Below are 16,158 nucleotides of genomic sequence, written 5' to 3' on the forward strand. Positions count from 1 at the left end.
ACGCTGGCGGTGCGGTCGGCGCCTTCAGAGCAGGGTGAAGCTGCGGCTTTCGGTTTGCGCCGAGTCCAGGCCGACGAAGACCTTGAACTCGCCTGGCTCGGCCGTGTGCCTGAGCTGGCTGTCGTAGAACTTCAGGTCCGCCTCGCCGAGGCGGAAGACGATCTCCCGCGATTCGCCGGGCTCCAGCATCACCTTGCGGAACCCGCGCAGTTCCTTCACTGGACGGCTGAGGCTGGCGACCGGGTCCTGCAGGTAAAGCTGGACCACCGTGGCGCCGGCGCGCTTGCCGCTGTTGCTGAGCGTGACCCGCGCTTCCAGGGTGTCGCCGCGGGCCAGCCGTTCGCTGGACAGGCGCAGGGGCGAGAGACTGAACTCGGTGTAGCTGAGGCCGTAGCCGAACGGGTAGAGCGGGCCGTTGGCTTCGTCGAAATAGCGCGAGGTGTATTTGCCGGGGTTGTCGTGGTCCATCGGCCGGCCGGTGTTCAGGTGGTTGTAGTAGACCGGTACCTGGCCCACCGAGCGCGGGAAGGACATGGTCAGCTTGCCGCTGGGGTTGTGCTCGCCGAACAGCACGTCGGCGATGGCATTGCCGCCTTCGGTGCCACTGAACCAGGTTTCCAGGATCGCGTCGGCGTTTTCCTGCTCCCAGCCCAGCGACAGCGGTCGGCCGTTCATCAGCACCAGCACCAGCGGCTTGCCGGTGGCCTTCAGTGCCTTCAGCAGCCGCCGCTGGCTGGCCGGGATGCGCAGGTCGGTGCGACTGGAGGCCTCGTGGGCCATGCCCTGCGATTCGCCGACCACGGCGACCACCAGGTCGGCGTCGCGCGCGGTGCGCAAGGCCTCCTCGAGCATCGCCTCGGCGGAGCGCGGATCGACCTCGACTTCCGGGTTGTAGCTGTTCAGGTAGTCGAGGATCGCCTGGTCGCCACTGACGTTGGCACCCTTGGCGTAGAGCAGGGTGGCACGCTCGCCGACGGCATTGGCCAGGCCCTGGTAGACGGTTACCGCCTGGCGTGGCACGCCGGCTGCCGACCAACTGCCGATGACGTCGCGCTGGCTCTTGGCCAGCGGGCCGATCACCGCGATCCGCCCCTGCTTCTTCAGCGGCAGCAGGCCGTCGCGGTTCTTCAGCAGGACCAGTCCTTCGCGAGCCACCTCGCGGGCGGCCTGGCGGTGCAGGCGGCTCTCGGCGTTGGTGTCGAACGGCGGGTCGTCCGGCTTGCCCAGGCGCCGGTAGGGATCGGCGAACAGGCCGAGGTCGTACTTCGCCGCCAGCACGTCGCGGCAGGCGCGATCGATGTCGGCCTGGTCGATCTCGCCGGCCGCCAGCAGCTTCGGTAGCCAGGTCGAGTAGAGATCGTCGTTCATGTTCATGTCGACACCGGCCTGGATCGCCAGGCGCGTGGCGTCCCGCTCGTTGCCGGCGAGGCCGTGCTTGATCAGTTCCTTCACCGCGCCGTGGTCACTGATGGTCAGCCCCTTGAAGCCCCACTGCTGGCGCAACAGGTCGGTCAGCAGCCAGCGGTTGGCGGTGGCGGGCACGCCGTTGATGGTGTTCAGCGAGACCATCACCGCGCCGGCGCCGGCGTCCACCGCGGCCTTGTAGGGCGGCAGGTAGTCCTGGAACATGCGCGGCAGGCTCATGTCCACGGTGTTGTAGTCGCGGCCGCCTTCGGCCGCGCCGTACAGGGCGAAGTGCTTGACCGCCGCCATGATGCTGTCCGGGGCGGCCAGATTGGAGCCCTGGTAGGCACGGACCATCACGCCGGACAGCAGCGAGGTCAGGTAGGTGTCTTCGCCGAAGCCTTCCGAGACCCGCCCCCAGCGCGCGTCGCGGGTGATGTCGACCATCGGCGAGAAGCTCATGTCGAGCCCGTCGGCGCTGGCTTCGAGGGCGGAGATCCGCGCGCTGCGGGCGACCACCTCGGGGTCCCAGCTGGCGGCCAGGCCGAGGCTGATGGGGAAGATGGTGCGGTGGCCGTGGGCCACGTCGTAGGCATGGAACAGCGGGATCTTCAGGCGGCTATGGCGGACCTGATCCTGCATGGCGCGAATGTCCGGGCGGGTCACGGTATTGAAGATGGCGCCGACCTTGCCGGCGCGGATGTCCGCCATCAGCGCTTCCTTGGGATGGTCGGCGCCGACGCTGACCAGGCGTAGCTGGCCGATCTTTTCCGCGTTGCTCATGCGAGCCATCAGGCTGGCGATGAAACGCTCCTTGTCGGTAGCCGGTGGATTGCCGGATTCGCCCTGGCCAGCCGCCAGTGCCGGGCTCCCGCTCAGCCCGATGAGAAGCCCCAGTACACACAGCCTGTTCATGCATGTTTTCTCGTTATTGGATAGACGCTCGTCGTGGCGGCGTGACATGTCGCGGCATGCCGCCCGGCGGGCGCGACATAAGGTGTTCGCAGCGCGGGCGGAAGTCAACGAGACGGCGATGGGCGAATCTGCCGGTTCTGACAGGTCACGTGGCGCGCCGCTGGCGGCGCTCAGGCGACGCTGGCGAGCAACTGCTCGGCCGGCATCGGCCTGCCGAGCAGGAAGCCTTGCAGCGAATTGCAGCCGAGGCGGGTCAGGAACTCCTGCTGGGCCTCGGTTTCCACGCCCTCGGCGACGATCTTCAGGTTCAGCGTGCGGCCGAGGGCGACGATCGCCGAGACGATCGCGGCGTCGTCGCTGTCGTGGGCCAGCTCGTTGATGAAGCCACGGTCGATCTTCAGTTCGCTCGCCGGCAGGCGCTTGAGATAGAGCAGGCTGGAGTAGCCGGTGCCGAAGTCGTCGATGGAGATGCCGACGCCCATCGCCGACAACTGCTCGAGGATCACCAGGCTGGCATCGGCATCGCGCATGGCGGTCGATTCGGTCACCTCGAGGATCAGGTGGCTGGGCTCCAGGCTGTGGCGCAGGAGTGCGTTGCGCACCGAGTCGACCAGGCCGGCATGGGCGAACTGCAGGGCCGAAAGGTTCACCGCGATGTTCCACTCCGCATGCCCGCCGTCCAGCCAGAGGCGCATCTGCCGGCAGGCTTCGTCGAGCACCCACTCGCCGATCTGCACGATCAGGCCGGTTTTTTCCGCCAGCGGCAGGAACTGGTCGGGGGGGATCAGTCCGTGTTGCGGATGCTCCCAGCGCAGCAGCGCTTCCACGCCGACCATCGGTCCGTTCGGCGCCAGTACCTTGGGTTGGTAGTGCAAGACCAACTGCCGGCGCTCCAGGGCCTGGCGCAGGTCATGGAGCAGTTGCAACTGTTCCTGGGCGTTGGCGTTCATCGAACTCTCGAAGAAGCAGTAGCCGTTCCGTCCCTGGTCCTTGGCGTGATACATCGCCGCGTCGGCATTGATCATCAGTTCGTGGCGGGTCTGCCCGTCGCCGGGGTAGAGCGCGATGCCGATGCTCGCCGAGATCCGCACCTCGTGGCGGGATATCTGGTACGGCTGGCTGATCCGCTTCACCAGTTTCTCGGCCAGGGTCGCGGCGTCGGCGGGCTCGCGGGCCTCGATCAGCAGGACGAACTCGTCGCCGCCGAGGCGGGCGATGGTGTCCTGGGCGCGGACGTTGGCGCGGATACGCTCGGCGACTTCGATCAGCAACAGGTCGCCGAGGTGATGGCCGTAGGCATCGTTGACCGCCTTGAAGCCGTCCAGGTCCATGAACAGCACGGCGAACCGGCGATCGTCGCGGATCGCCTGCTGGATCGCCTGCTCCAGGCGGTCGTCGAGGAGCATGCGGTTGGGCAGCTTGGTCAGGTTGTCGTGCAGGGCCAACTGGATCAGCTCGCGGTTGGCTCGTGCGAGGGAGGTGGCGAGCACCGAGGTACGTGCCTCCAGGCGCGAGTCCAGCACCGAGACGATCAGGGCGATGGCGATCACCGCCAGGGTGATCACGATGACCAGCACCGCCAGCCAGCCGTTGTCGATGCCTCGGCCGGCGGCGCCGCAGAAGCTGCCCAGGGGGAACTGCGCGGCGGCCATCCCGGTGTAGTGCATGCCGACGATGGCGCAGCCCATCACCAGGGCGGCGCCGGCCCGGACCAGGACGATGCGCCGGCTGCCATGGCGCAGGCGGAAGGCGATCCACAGCGCGGCGCCGGAGGCGATCACCGCGATCAGGATGGAGAGGCCGAGCCACAGCGGGTCGTAGACGATCCCCGGCATCATCAGCAGGGCGGCCATCCCGGTGTAGTGCATGGCGGCGATGCCGCTGCCCATCAGCAGGGCGCCCAGCGCCAGGCGTTGCCAGGGGAGTTCCGCCTGGCACACCAGCCAGAGGGCGAAGGCCGAACTGCCGACGGCCAGTAGCAGCGACAGCAGGGTCAGGCCCAGGTCGTAGCCGAGCGGGATCGGCAGGCTGAAGGCGAGCATGCCGACGAAATGCATCGACCAGATGCCGAAGCCCATGGCGAAAGCGCCGCCGATCAGCCAGGAGAGCGCCTCGCGGCCTTTCGCCAGGGTCACCCGGCCGGCCATGTCGAGAGCGGTGTAGGACGCCAGGATGGCCACAATCAGGGAAAAGGCGACAAGAACCTGGTTGTAGCTGCTGATAAGCATGAAAGCGTCCGAACGGGATAGCGGGAGAGAAGTGGTTGATATCAACCTGACATTATTGCACGAGTCGCTTTCGCCAATGCCATCGGGCAGGACCAACGGTCGCCGGCGCAGGCGGAATCTTGCTCAACGGCCGGGCCTTTTGTACAGCGCTTTGTCTGCCGCCGGTCGCCGCCCGCCGGGGCAGGCGGCGGAAAGCTCGGCAGCGCTGGCAGGTTGACGCTACCCTGAAAGAAGCCATGGTCGTCCGATCCTCCTCTGGCCTGATCACAAAACTCTCATGATCGCCGACGATGGCTTCAGCTGAATGGGGAATCGGTGAATTTTCTGAATGTCTCGACAGGAGGTGCGTCTCATGGAAAAGCCCTTCTCGGATGATGTCAGCGTGAATGTCCTGCGTCGCATGAAAGAAGGCGGCTTCGACTTCGCGCGCATCCATCCCATCGACTTCTTCGCCATCTTTCCCAGTGAGCGGGAGGCCCGCCAGGCAGCGGGCCAGTTTCGCGGCGAGTCGCTCAGGGCCCAGGTCGTCGCTCGCGACGATGGCTCCTGGAACCTGCAGGTCAGCAAGGTGATGTACGCCACCCATGCCGCCATCGGTGCCTTCGAACACGACCTGGAGGAAGTCGTGGTGCCGCTGGGCGGCGTGCTGGACGGGTGGGGCGTGACCCAGGAGGTCACTTCGCTGCGTCCGTGACGGCGGCGGGACCCCGGCCGCGATCCTGGGCCGGGGCTCCTGCGTCGGGCTTTCCTTCCTCGAAGGCTTTCCTTCAGACTGGGGAAGGAGGTAAGCCATGAGCGATATTCTGATCCTGACCCATGCCGAGTTCTGTCCGCCAGGCCATCTGGGTGCCGTGCTGGCGGCGCGCGGCCTGGACTTCCGCGTGATCCGCGCCGACCTCGGCGAACTCGCCGGTCTCGACGCCGAACGCCCGCGAGCGGTGGCGATCATGGGTGGGCCGATGAGCGTCAACGACGACCTGCCCTGGTTGCGCGACGAACTGGCGCTGCTGCGTCGCTTCATCGAGCGGCGCATCCCGCTGATCGGCCATTGCCTCGGCGGCCAGTTGCTGGCCCGCGCCCTGGGCGCGACGGTGCGGCACCAGCCCTACACCGAAATGGGCTGGCAGCCCATGCAGCGGGAAAGCCGCGACAGTCCATGGCTGGCCGGGCTGCCGGAGCGCTTCTCGATCTTCCAGTGGCACGGCGATGCCTTCGACCTGCCGCAGGGCGCCGAGCGCCTGCTGTCCAGCCCGTGGTGCGAGAACCAGGGGTTTTCCTGGGGCGATCACGTACTCGGCCTGCAAGGCCATCCGGAAATGACCGAGGAACTGGTGCGGCGCTGGATCGCCGGCTGGCCGCACCTGCTCGATCCCTCCCAGCCCAGCCAGCAATCCGCCGAGGACATGCTGGCCGGGTTGCCTGCCAAGGTTGCCGGGCTGAATCGGGTGGCCGAGGGTTTCTACCGTCATTGGCTGTCGCTGATCGATTGACCTTCCCGGCCGCGGGCGCCTCCCTGGCACTACCGCCGGTCCGCTTTATCGCTCGTTCGAGCGAGACGGCTGTCTGCATGGAAGGGAGGGGAGAAGCCGTCTCCCTTCCGGGTCTGTTCTAGACTTATCGGTCCCACAGGTCGCTTCGCGATCGGCAGGTCGATGCCGGTCCGTGGCCGCGGGGCGCGCATGCCGTCGAACGGGGCGCCCTTCCTCTCCCTGTGGGCAGGATGCACCAGACTGGGGCGAACCCGCCGCGCCGACCCTGCGAATCGCCGACGAGCCGTGATCCGCGCGCTGGCACGGGCTTTGCGAGTTCCCCATCGTTCGTGACGACAAGGAGTCCGGCATGGCACGCATGTTTTACGACGAGATGCACGATGCTGGCGGCGAATGCCGCTCGCATTATCGGGAATTCGCTCGCTGGCTGGCCGACACCCCTGAAGAGCAATTGCTGCAACGCCGGCGCGAAGCCGACCTGCTGTTCCACCGCGCCGGCATCACCTTCACCCTGTACGGCGACGAGCAGGGCACCGAGCGCCTGATCCCCTTCGACACCATCCCGCGCAGCATTCCCGCGGCGGAGTGGGCGCACATCGAGGCCGGCTGCATCCAGCGCGTCCAGGCGCTGAACCTGTTCCTCGCCGATCTCTACCACGAACAGCGCATCCTCAAGGCCGGCGTGATTCCTGCCGAGCAGGTCCTGGCCAACGACCAGTACCAACTGGCGATGCAGGGACTGGACCTGCCGGGCAACGTCTACGCGCACATTGCCGGGGTCGACCTGGTCCGCGACGGCAGCGGCAACTACTACGTGCTGGAGGACAACCTGCGCACGCCCAGCGGTGTTTCCTACATGCTGGAAAACCGCAAGATGATGATGCGCCTGTTCCCCGAGCTGTTCGTCCGCCAGCGCGTGGCGCCGATCGACCACTACCCGGACCTGCTGCTCGACACCCTCAAGCGGGCCAGTGACGTCGAATCGCCGAGCGTGGTGGTATTGACGCCGGGACGTTTCAACAGCGCCTACTTCGAACACGCCTTCCTCGCCCGCGAGATGGGCGTGGAACTGGTCGAAGGCGCCGATCTGTTCGTCCGCGACGAGCGGGTCTACATGCGCACGACGGCCGGACCGCAACCGGTGGACGTGATCTACCGAAGGATCGACGACGCCTTCCTCGACCCGCTGGCGTTCAACCCGGATTCGCTGCTCGGCGTGCCCGGCCTGCTGGCCGCCTACCGGGCAGGCAACCTGGTGCTGGCCAACGCGATCGGTACCGGGGTGGCCGACGACAAGTCGATCTACCCCTACGTGCCGGACATGATCCGCTTCTACCTCGGCGAAGACCCGCTGCTGCACAACGTGCCGACCTGGCAATGTCGCAAGCCGAAGGAACTGGCGCACGTCCTGGCGCACCTGCCGGAGCTGGTGGTGAAGGAGACCCAGGGTTCCGGCGGCTACGGCATGCTGGTCGGACCGGCGGCCAGCCGGGAGGAAATCGAGCTGTTCCGCGAGCGCCTGAAGGCTCGCCCGGAGGCCTATATCGCGCAACCGACGCTGTCCCTGTCGACCTGTCCGACCTTCGTCGAGAGCGGCGTCGCGCCGCGCCATATCGACCTGCGGCCGTTCGTCCTGTCGGCGCCGGATCGGGTTCGCCTGGTGCCTGGCGGGCTGACCCGGGTGGCGTTGCGCGAAGGCTCGCTGGTGGTCAATTCGTCCCAGGGCGGCGGCACCAAGGACACCTGGGTGGTGGAGGAATAAGCATGCTCAGCCGGACCGCTTCCGACCTGTACTGGATGTCGCGCTACCTGGAACGCGCGGAGAACCTCGCCCGCATGCTCGACGTCAGCTACTCGCTGTCGCTGTTGCCGCAGGACCGCAACGGCGGCGGCCTGGACGAACTGGCCATGCCGCTGCTGATCACCGGCACCCTCGACGCCTACCTGGAGCGCCACGGCGAACTGGCCGCCGAGCGCCTGCTGAGTTTCTTCGCCCTCGACCCGGACAACCCGGCGAGCATCTACAGCTGCCTGGCTGCAGCGCGCGCCAGTGCCCATGCGGTACGCGGGCGGATCACCCTGGACATGTGGGAGAACATCAACGCCACCTGGCTGGAAATGCGCGGCATCGCCGCCGAGGGCATCCTGCGCTATGGCATCAGTCGTTTCTGCGAATGGGTGAAGGACCGCTCGCACCTGTTCCGCGGCGCGACCTTCGCCACCAGCATGCGCAACGATGCGTTCCGCTTCATCCGTCTCGGAACCTTCATCGAACGCGCCGACAATACCTTGCGCCTGCTCGATGCGCGCTACCAGACCCAGGGCGAAGCGGCGCTCGCCGGGGCGGACGAGGGCACCGCGCGCGGCTACTACCAGTGGAGCGCGCTGCTGCGGGCGCTATCCGCCTTCGAGGGCTACACCGAGCTGTACCGCGCCTCGCCCAACGCGCGCAACATCGCCGAATTGCTGCTGTTGCGCGAGGACGTGCCGCGTTCGCTGCTGTCCTGCATCGAGGAACTGAGCGAGATCCTTTCCGGCCTGCCCGGCGTCAACGGCCGGCCGGCGCAGCGCCTGGCCGCCGAGCTGGAGGCGCGGGTGCGCTACACCGGCATCGACGAGGTGCTGGAGCAGGGCCTGCATACCTGGATCACCGACTACATCCTGCTGGTTCGCCAGTTGGCCAACGCCATTCACAGCTCCTACCTGGAGGCCGCATGAGACTCTCGATCACCCACGACACCACCTATCGCTACGAAGACCGGGTGCGCGCCAGCATCCAGTACCTGCGCCTGACCCCGCAGGACAGCGAGCGCCAGCACGTGGTCGATTGGCGCCTGGACCTGCCGCGCCCGGCGCGGCCGCTGCGCGATCCGTACGGCAACATCCTGCACGTCCTGACCCTGGACGAACCGCATGAGTCGGTCCTGATCGCCGCCCACGGCCTGGTCGAGATCGATGAGGAGCGCGAGGTCGAGCACGATCGCCAGTCGCCGTTGCCGTTCCTGCGCAGCACCCGCCTGACCGGCGCCGATGCCGAGATGCGCGCCTTCGCCGAACGCGCCATGGGCGGCCGCAAGGACCGCGGCGGCCTGCTCGACCTGATGCATGCGCTGCACGAGCATATCCTCTACCAGCCGGGGGCGACCCGCGTCGACAGCACCGCCATCGAGGCCTTCGGCGCACGGGCCGGGGTCTGCCAGGACCATGCCCATGCCTTCCTCGCCTGCATCCGCAGCCAGGGTGTGCCGGGGCGCTATGTCTCCGGCTACCTCTACACCGAGGACGACACGCACCTGGCCAGCCATGCCTGGGCCGAGGCCTGGCTCGGCGACGGCTGGTACAGCTTCGACGTGACCAACCGGCTCGGCCGTCCGGAGCGCCATCTCAAGCTGGCCGTCGGCCTCGACTACCTGGATGCCTGCCCGGTGCGCGGCTTGCGCCGTGGCGGCGGTTGCGAGCAGATGCATGCGCGGGTGCTGGTCAGCGCGCCGCTGCTGCAGGTGCAGCAACAGTGACGATCCATTGCGCGCCTGGCGTTATCGGCGATTGCCTTTACGCTTGAGGGGCGGGGACGGACGGAATAAGGAAGATTCGAGATGACCTACTGTGTCGCGATGCACCTGGCCGACGGCTTGGTGTTCGCCTCCGATTCGCGGACCAACGCCGGGATCGACCATATCGCCACCTTCCGCAAGCTGTTCACCTTCGGCACGCCCGGCGAGCGCCTGCTGGTGGTGCAGACGGCCGGCAACCTGGCGACCTCGCAATCGGTGATCAACCTGCTGCAGCAGCGCATCCGCCGGGACGGCGCCAGCCTGCTCAACGTGCCCTCGGTCTACGACGCCACGGCGCTGATCGCCGAGACCACCCGCGAGGTGATGACCCGCGACGGCGGCAATCTGGCCGGCAATACCGACCTGAGCTGCTCCTTCCTGGTCGGCGGGCAGATCGCCGGCGGACCGCCGGCGCTGTACAGCATCTACCCCCAGGGCAACTTCATCCAGGCCACGCCGGACACGCCTTTCCTGCAACTGGGCGAAAGCAAGTACGGCAAGCCGATCCTCGACCGCAACCTGACTTTCGACACGCCGCTGGAGCAGGCCCTGCGCTGCGCGCTGGTGTCGTTCGACTCGACGATCCGCAGCAACCTCTCGGTGGGCATGCCGCTGGACCTGCTGGTCTACCACCGCGACAGCCTGATCCTGCCGGAGGGCTACCGGGTCACCGAGGACGACGCCTATTTCAGCGCCATCCGCCGCCAGTGGAGCGCCGGCCTGCACGACTTGCTGGAGCGCCTGCCGTCGCCGCCCTCGGCGTACAACATCTGACGCCGCTTCAGCCGGCCGCGCCCGCTTTGCGGCCGGCCATGTGGCGCAGGTAGCCGATCAGCTGGCGCAACTCCTGGTCGTCGATCACCCGTTCCGGGAACGCCGGCATTTTCGCCTGTGGCCATTGCCGCAGCGCCTGCGGGTCGCGGATGTAGCGGGCGAGGAATTGCGGCTGGAAGTACTCGGTGGGGTTGTACGGCAGGTTCAGGTCCGGGCCGAACTGGGCGTCGCCGGCACCGTTGAGACGGTGGCAGGCCAGGCAGTTCTTCTGGAACACGGCGAAGCCGGCGCGCACTTCCGCGCTGGCGTCGGCGGCCGGCAGCAGGGCCGGGAAGCGTTCGGCCAGAGGGGGCTGATAGCGGATGCGGACGACCTGGAAGGGCCATTGCTCCGGACCGATGCGTTTTTCCTCGGGTTTGCTCCAGACCAGATAGAACGGCCCGGCGGACGGCTTGCCGGCGCCCAACGGCGGCCAGGGGCGCTGCGGATCCTCTATCGCCAGCCAGGCTTGCGAGCCCTGTTCGGCGAGCAGCGGGGCGGCCGGCAACTCGGCGGCGAAGCCATCGCTGGCCACGGCCTGCAAATGGTCTTCGGGATGCACGCCTTTCAACAAGGCCGCCAGTGGCACGGCGCGGTAGCGCATGTTCCGGCGGTAGGCGACGTCGGCCGGGATGTCCAGGTCGCGGGCCTGCGGATGCCTGAGCAGTTCTTCGCTGCTCCAGGTCTGCGTGCCCCCCGGCAGTTCCAGGCGGAGCTCGGCGGCCCAGGCGGCAGCCACAGGGAAGAGCAGGGCACCTAGCAACGCCAGGCGCGGGAGAGTGACAGGCATGCGGGTTCCTCGTGCATCCGCCGGTTATGACATGGAGCGAGAGATTGGCACGGAACGGGGGCCTCGCGGTAGCATGCGGGCCATTGCATAGCTGGCTAACCAAGGGGTTCCCGTGCTCGCCGAGTTGTTCGCCGTGATGGCGCCCGTGCTGTTCGGCGCCGGTGTCGGTTATGTCTGGGTCCGTCTCGGACACGCCTATCCGACCGAGTTCGTTTCGCGCATCGTGTTCAACATCGGTTCGCCATGCCTGATCCTCGCCACCCTGGCGCATACCCGGGTGGACCTGCATAGCTTCGGCCGGATGGCCCTGGCCAGCGCGCTGATCTGCGTCTGCATGGCTGCGCTGGGCTGGGCGGCGGCGCGCCTCGGGCGCCAGGAGTGGCAGGTGCTGGTGCCGGCCTACAGCTTCCCGAATGTCGGCAACATGGGCCTGCCGGTGTGCCTGTATGCGTTCGGCGAGGCGGGGATGACCCTAGCGGTGGCGTTCTACCTGATCATGTCGATCGGCAACTTCAGCCTCGGCGTGTTCTGGATGAGCGGCGAGCGCTCCTGGCGCTCGCTGCTGGGCAATCCGATTCTGCTCAGCGTGCTGCTGGCCTTGTTGTTGATGGGGCTCGACCTGCAACTGCCGCGCTGGATGGCGAATACCGTCGACCTGATGGCCGGGCTGACCATTCCGCTGATGCTGATCACCCTCGGCGTGTCCCTGGCCAGCATCCGTCCGCGGCAACTGGGCAATGGCTTCTTCTATGGCGGCCTGCGTCTTCTGCTGGGGGCGCTGGTGGGCTGGTCGGTGGCGCTGGCGTTGCAATTGCCGCCGCTGGCGCAGGGGGTGCTGGTGGTGCAATCGTCGATGCCGGTGGCGGTGTTCAACTATCTCTACGCCTTGCGCGGCAATCGTTCGCCGGATCAGGTCGCCAGCCTGGTGCTGTGTTCGACCTTGCTGTCGTTCGCCTTCATTCCGCTGCTGCTGACCTGGTGGCTGCCTGCGCTGCGCTGACCGCGAGGCGGTGCGCAGCGTGCAGGCAGCAGGGTGCCCTAGCGGATCAGACTGTTAAGGTTGGGAAGGATCAGGATGACTGTGGTGGCGAAGACGATGAGGCTCGCTTGCCGCCATCTTTTTGGCTGCTCGTTCAACATGGCCTGTCTGCCTTTCTTGTTGTCGGGTGGCTGCCTGCTCCGCGCTACGGCCCGGCGGAACGGCTTGCCACGCAGTGGCGTACTCTTCGGTCGGCCCGGCATCCCCGGCGTCGACCTCCCTTTCGAACGCTTGCATGAATCAGTCTAAGCCCCGGCCTGCGCGGGCTTAGACCACTTGGATACAAGCTGCTCCGGTCTAGACATATTCCCTCTATATGACAGCGTGGTGACGGCTCTGGCGTGCGTCTCGACCGTTCGTCCGGTGTCCGGGTTTCCGGTCGAAAGATGGCATGGTGCTATCTTCCCGGCGTTGCAGGCTGAGCTGGGCGGTCAATCAGCCTGAGCGGTTCGGTCATTGTCCCGCCGGCGAGCCTGTTTAAGGTAGGCGGAGGCCCGCTCGGCCGGACGAGAACAGGATAAGAGAGACCGCCATGACCGACGCATTCATTTACGACGCCGTGCGTACTCCCCGCGGCAAGGGCAAGAAGGATGGCGCGCTGCACAGCGTCAAGCCGGTGAACCTGATGGCCGGGCTGTTGCGCGCGGTCCAGCGGCGCAACGACCTGGATACCGCCCAGGTCGACGATATCGTGCTCGGCTGCGTGACGCCGGTGGGCGACCAGGGTGCCGATATCGCCAAGACCGCGGCGCTGGTGGCCGACTGGGACGAACAGGTTGCCGGCGTGCAGATCAACCGTTTCTGCGCCTCCGGCCTGGAGGCGGTGAACCTGGGGGCGATGAAGGTACGCTCCGGCTTCGAGGACCTGGTCCTGGTCGGCGGCGTCGAGTCCATGTCACGCGTGCCGATGGGCTCCGACGGCGGCGCCTGGGCACTGGATCCGGAAACCAACCTGCACACCAGCTTCGTCCCGCAAGGGATCGGCGCCGACCTGATCGCCACCCTGGAAGGCTTCAGTCGCGCCGATGTCGATGCCTTCGCCCTGCGCTCCCAGCAGAAGGCCGCCAAGGCCCGCGCCGAAGGGCTGTTCGGCAAGTCGCTGGTGCCGGTCGCCGACCAGAACGGCATCGTCCTGCTCGACCACGATGAGTTCATTCGCGCCGACTCCACCCTGGAAGGGCTCGCCGCGCTCAAGCCGAGTTTCGAGATGATGGGGCAGATGGGCTTCGACGCCACCGCGCTGCGCAAGTACAGCCAGGTCGAGCGCATCGAGCACGTGCATACGCCGGGCAACAGCTCGGGGATCGTCGACGGCGCCAGCGCCATGCTCATCGGCTCCGAGGCCAAGGGCCGCGAACTGGGCCTGAAGGCGCGGGCGCGGATCGTCGCTACCGCGGTGACCTCCACCGACCCCACCATCATGCTTACCGGCCCCGCGCCGGCGACCCGCAAGGCCCTGGCCAAGGCCGGCCTGAAGGTGGAAGACATCGACCTGTTCGAAGTCAACGAGGCGTTCGCTTCGGTGGTGATGAAATTCATGAAGGACATGGGCGTGGCGGAAAGCAAGGTCAACGTCAACGGCGGCGCCATCGCCATGGGCCACCCGCTCGGCGCCACCGGCTGCATCATCCTCGGCACGCTGCTCGACGAACTGGAGCGGCGCAACCTGCGCTACGGCCTGGCCACCCTCTGCGTAGGTGGCGGCATGGGCATCGCCACCATCATCGAGCGCGTGTGAAGGGAGAACCGGAATGACTGACGCTATCCGTTACGAAAAAGGCCAGGACAACGTCGTCGTCCTGACCATGGACATGCCCGGGCAGAGCGCCAACACCATGAACGGTGTCTACCGCGAGGCGATGGCGAAGACCATCGCGCGGCTGGAGGCGGAGAAAGAGGGGATCGCCGGCGTGGTGCTGACCTCGGCGAAGAAGACCTTCTTCGCCGGCGGCGATCTCAACGAGCTGATCAAGGTCACCAAGGCCGACGCCCCGGCCTTCTACCAGGGCATCCTCGAACTCAAGGGCCAACTGCGGCGCCTGGAGACCCTCGGCAAGCCGGTGGTCGCCGCGATCAACGGCGCTGCGCTGGGCGGCGGCTGGGAGATCTGCCTGGCCTGCCACCACCGCATCGCCCTGGACAATCCCGGCGTGCAGCTCGGCCTGCCGGAGGTGACTCTCGGCCTGTTGCCGGGCGGCGGCGGGGTGGTACGTATGGTGCGCCTGCTTGGCCTGGAGAAAGCCCTGCCGTACCTCGCCGAAGGCAAGAAGGTGCGTCCGGCGGAAGCGCTCAAGGCCGGGCTGATCCACGAACTGGCCGACAGCCCCGAGGAAATGCTGGAGAAGGCCCGCGCCTGGATCCTCGCCAACCCGGCGGCGAAGCAGCCCTGGGACAGCGCCGGCTACAAGATTCCCGGCGGTACGCCTGCCAGTCCCAACGTGGCGCAGATGCTGGCCATCGCACCGTCGGTGCTGCGCGACAAGACCAAGGGTTGCTTCCCGGCGCCCGAGAAGATCATGTGCGCGGCGGTGGAGGGCGCCCAGGTCGATTTCGACACCGCGCAACTGATCGAGGCGCGCTATTTCACCGAGCTGACCACCGGCCAGGTGGCGAAGAACATGATCGGCACCTTCTGGTTCCAGCTCAACGAGATCAACGCCGGCAAGTCGCGGCCGCAGGGGTATCCGGTGCGGGAGACGAAAAAGGTCGGCGTGCTCGGCGCCGGGATGATGGGCGCGGGCATCGCCTACGTATCGGCGGCGGCCGGCATCGAGGTGGTGCTCAAGGACGTCTCGCTGGAAGCGGCGGAGAAGGGCAAGGCTTATTCGGCCAGGCTGCTGGACAAGAAGGTTGCGCGCGGGCACCTGTCCGCCGAGAAGCGCGACGCCTTCCTCGCGCGGATCGTGCCGAGCGTCAGCGAAGCCGACTTCGAAGGCTGCGACCTGATCATCGAGGCGGTCTTCGAGGACCGCGCGCTGAAAGGCAAGGTCACCGCCGAGGCCGAGAAGCATGCCCTGGCCGATGCGGTGGTGGCGTCCAATACATCGACCCTGCCGATCACCGGGCTGGCCCAGGCGGTGGCGCGGCCGGAGAAGTTCATCGGCCTGCACTTCTTCAGCCCGGTGGACAAGATGCCGCTGGTGGAGATCATCCGCGGCGAAAAGACCAGCGACGAAACCCTGGCACGCGGTTTCGACTACGTGCTGCAGATCAAGAAAACGCCGATCGTGGTCAACGACAGCCGCGGCTTCTTCACCTCGCGGGTATTCGGCACCTTCACCAACGAAGGCATCGCCATGCTCGGCGAAGGCGTGAGCGCCGCGATGATCGACAACCAGGCGCGCCAGGCCGGTATGCCGGTGGGGCCGCTGGCGATTTCCGACGAAGTCTCGCTGAGCCTGATGACCCACATCCGCAACCAGACCGCCCGTGACCTCGAGGCCGAGGGCAAGGCTCTGCCGACGCACCCCGCGTTCGCCGTGATCGACCTGATGGTCAATGAGTACAAGCGCCCGGGCAAGGCGGCCGGCGCCGGCTTCTACGACTACCCGGCGAACGGCAGGAAACATCTCTGGGCGGAACTCAAGAGCCGCTTCGAGAAGCCCGATGCGCAAATATCCGCCGAGGACGTACGCGACCGCCTGCTGTTCATCCAGGCCATCGAGACCGTGCGTTGCGTGGAGGAGGGGGTATTGCACTCCACCGCCGACGCGAACATCGGCTCGATCTTCGGTATCGGTTTCGCCGCCTGGAGCGGGGGCGCCTTGCAGTTCATCAACCAGTACGGCCTGAAGGACTTCATCGCCCGCGCCCAATACCTGGTCGAACAGTACGGCGAGCGCTTCGAGCCGCCGGCGCTGTTGCTGGAGAAGGCGGCGAAGGGCGAGCTGTTCTGAGTCCTGACGTCGCATGGAGAGCCGGCCTT

Annotated in this window: 12 protein-coding genes; 9 read left to right on the plus strand and 3 right to left on the minus strand. The window is 67.0% G+C overall.

Annotation, left to right across the window (positions count from 1 at the left end; all coding sequences use genetic code 11):
• Positions 1-24: 24 nt before the first annotated feature.
• Together bglX and VQ065_RS13860 are read right to left on the minus strand one after the other, a co-directional pair.
• Positions 25-2,319, minus strand: coding sequence for a beta-glucosidase BglX (bglX, locus tag VQ065_RS13855; protein WP_003087736.1), 2,295 nt, complete (start codon positions 2,317-2,319; stop codon positions 25-27).
• A gap of 170 nt (positions 2,320-2,489) precedes the next feature.
• Positions 2,490-4,547, minus strand: a complete 2,058-nt coding sequence (locus tag VQ065_RS13860) for a putative bifunctional diguanylate cyclase/phosphodiesterase (protein ID WP_003087737.1) — start codon at positions 4,545-4,547, stop codon at positions 2,490-2,492.
• 352 nt (positions 4,548-4,899) lie between these two features.
• Between VQ065_RS13860 and VQ065_RS13865 the strand changes: the two genes are divergently transcribed.
• The 6 genes from VQ065_RS13865 to VQ065_RS13890 all read left to right on the plus strand — a co-directional run bounded on the left by VQ065_RS13865 (position 4,900) and on the right by VQ065_RS13890 (position 10,365).
• A complete protein-coding gene (locus VQ065_RS13865) occupies positions 4,900-5,241 on the plus strand; it encodes a ribonuclease E inhibitor RraB (RefSeq protein ID WP_003087738.1) in 342 nt (113 codons plus the stop codon).
• Between the two features lie 97 nt (positions 5,242-5,338).
• A complete protein-coding gene (locus tag VQ065_RS13870) occupies positions 5,339-6,037 on the plus strand; it encodes a type 1 glutamine amidotransferase (protein ID WP_003087739.1) in 699 nt (232 codons plus the stop codon).
• Positions 6,038-6,386: 349 nt separating this feature from the next.
• A complete protein-coding gene (locus tag VQ065_RS13875) occupies positions 6,387-7,799 on the plus strand; it encodes a circularly permuted type 2 ATP-grasp protein (RefSeq protein WP_003087741.1) in 1,413 nt (470 codons plus the stop codon).
• 2 nt (positions 7,800-7,801) lie between these two features.
• On the plus strand, positions 7,802-8,755 hold the full coding sequence (locus tag VQ065_RS13880) for an alpha-E domain-containing protein (protein WP_003087742.1): 954 nt from the start codon (positions 7,802-7,804) through the stop codon (positions 8,753-8,755).
• Positions 8,752-9,552 carry a transglutaminase family protein gene (locus tag VQ065_RS13885; RefSeq protein WP_003087743.1) on the plus strand — a complete coding sequence of 267 codons (801 nt, stop codon included), beginning with the start codon at positions 8,752-8,754 and terminating at the stop codon, positions 9,550-9,552. Before VQ065_RS13880 ends, VQ065_RS13885 begins: the two co-directional genes overlap by 4 nt.
• Before the next feature lie 81 nt (positions 9,553-9,633).
• The gene (locus tag VQ065_RS13890) at positions 9,634-10,365 is read left to right on the plus strand and encodes a proteasome-type protease (RefSeq protein WP_003087744.1); all 732 of its coding nucleotides are present in this window, start codon (positions 9,634-9,636) and stop codon (positions 10,363-10,365) included.
• Between the two features lie 7 nt (positions 10,366-10,372).
• Here VQ065_RS13890 and VQ065_RS13895 read toward each other — a convergent pair whose 3' ends face one another.
• On the minus strand, positions 10,373-11,194 hold the full coding sequence (locus VQ065_RS13895; protein WP_003087745.1) for a cytochrome c: 822 nt from the start codon (positions 11,192-11,194) through the stop codon (positions 10,373-10,375).
• A 112-nt stretch (positions 11,195-11,306) separates the two neighbouring features.
• Between VQ065_RS13895 and VQ065_RS13900 the strand changes: the two genes are divergently transcribed.
• The 3 genes from VQ065_RS13900 (at position 11,307) to VQ065_RS13910 (ending at position 16,129) form a co-directional block, all read left to right on the plus strand.
• Positions 11,307-12,194, plus strand: coding sequence for an AEC family transporter (locus tag VQ065_RS13900; RefSeq protein WP_003087746.1), 888 nt, complete (start codon positions 11,307-11,309; stop codon positions 12,192-12,194).
• 571 nt (positions 12,195-12,765) lie between these two features.
• The gene (locus tag VQ065_RS13905) at positions 12,766-13,971 is read left to right on the plus strand and encodes an acetyl-CoA C-acetyltransferase (RefSeq protein WP_003087747.1); all 1,206 of its coding nucleotides are present in this window, start codon (positions 12,766-12,768) and stop codon (positions 13,969-13,971) included.
• A gap of 13 nt (positions 13,972-13,984) precedes the next feature.
• Positions 13,985-16,129, plus strand: a complete 2,145-nt coding sequence (locus VQ065_RS13910; protein WP_003087748.1) for a 3-hydroxyacyl-CoA dehydrogenase NAD-binding domain-containing protein — start codon at positions 13,985-13,987, stop codon at positions 16,127-16,129.
• Positions 16,130-16,158 lie beyond the last annotated feature (29 nt).

It is taken from the genome of Pseudomonas sp. KBN10P06128 (genome assembly GCF_037574945.1).
GTDB classification, from domain to species: Bacteria; Pseudomonadota; Gammaproteobacteria; order Pseudomonadales; family Pseudomonadaceae; genus Pseudomonas; species Pseudomonas aeruginosa.

Coding starts and splice junctions, on each gene's coding strand:
- bglX (WP_003087736.1), bottom strand. CDS start 2,319: ATGAACAGGCTGTGTGTACTGGGGCTTCTCATCGGGCTGAGCGGGAGC.
- VQ065_RS13860 (WP_003087737.1), bottom strand. CDS start 4,547: ATGCTTATCAGCAGCTACAACCAGGTTCTTGTCGCCTTTTCCCTGATT.
- VQ065_RS13865 (WP_003087738.1), top strand. CDS start 4,900: ATGGAAAAGCCCTTCTCGGATGATGTCAGCGTGAATGTCCTGCGTCGC.
- VQ065_RS13870 (WP_003087739.1), top strand. CDS start 5,339: ATGAGCGATATTCTGATCCTGACCCATGCCGAGTTCTGTCCGCCAGGC.
- VQ065_RS13875 (WP_003087741.1), top strand. CDS start 6,387: ATGGCACGCATGTTTTACGACGAGATGCACGATGCTGGCGGCGAATGC.
- VQ065_RS13880 (WP_003087742.1), top strand. CDS start 7,802: ATGCTCAGCCGGACCGCTTCCGACCTGTACTGGATGTCGCGCTACCTG.
- VQ065_RS13885 (WP_003087743.1), top strand. CDS start 8,752: ATGAGACTCTCGATCACCCACGACACCACCTATCGCTACGAAGACCGG.
- VQ065_RS13890 (WP_003087744.1), top strand. CDS start 9,634: ATGACCTACTGTGTCGCGATGCACCTGGCCGACGGCTTGGTGTTCGCC.
- VQ065_RS13895 (WP_003087745.1), bottom strand. CDS start 11,194: ATGCCTGTCACTCTCCCGCGCCTGGCGTTGCTAGGTGCCCTGCTCTTC.
- VQ065_RS13905 (WP_003087747.1), top strand. CDS start 12,766: ATGACCGACGCATTCATTTACGACGCCGTGCGTACTCCCCGCGGCAAG.
- VQ065_RS13910 (WP_003087748.1), top strand. CDS start 13,985: ATGACTGACGCTATCCGTTACGAAAAAGGCCAGGACAACGTCGTCGTC.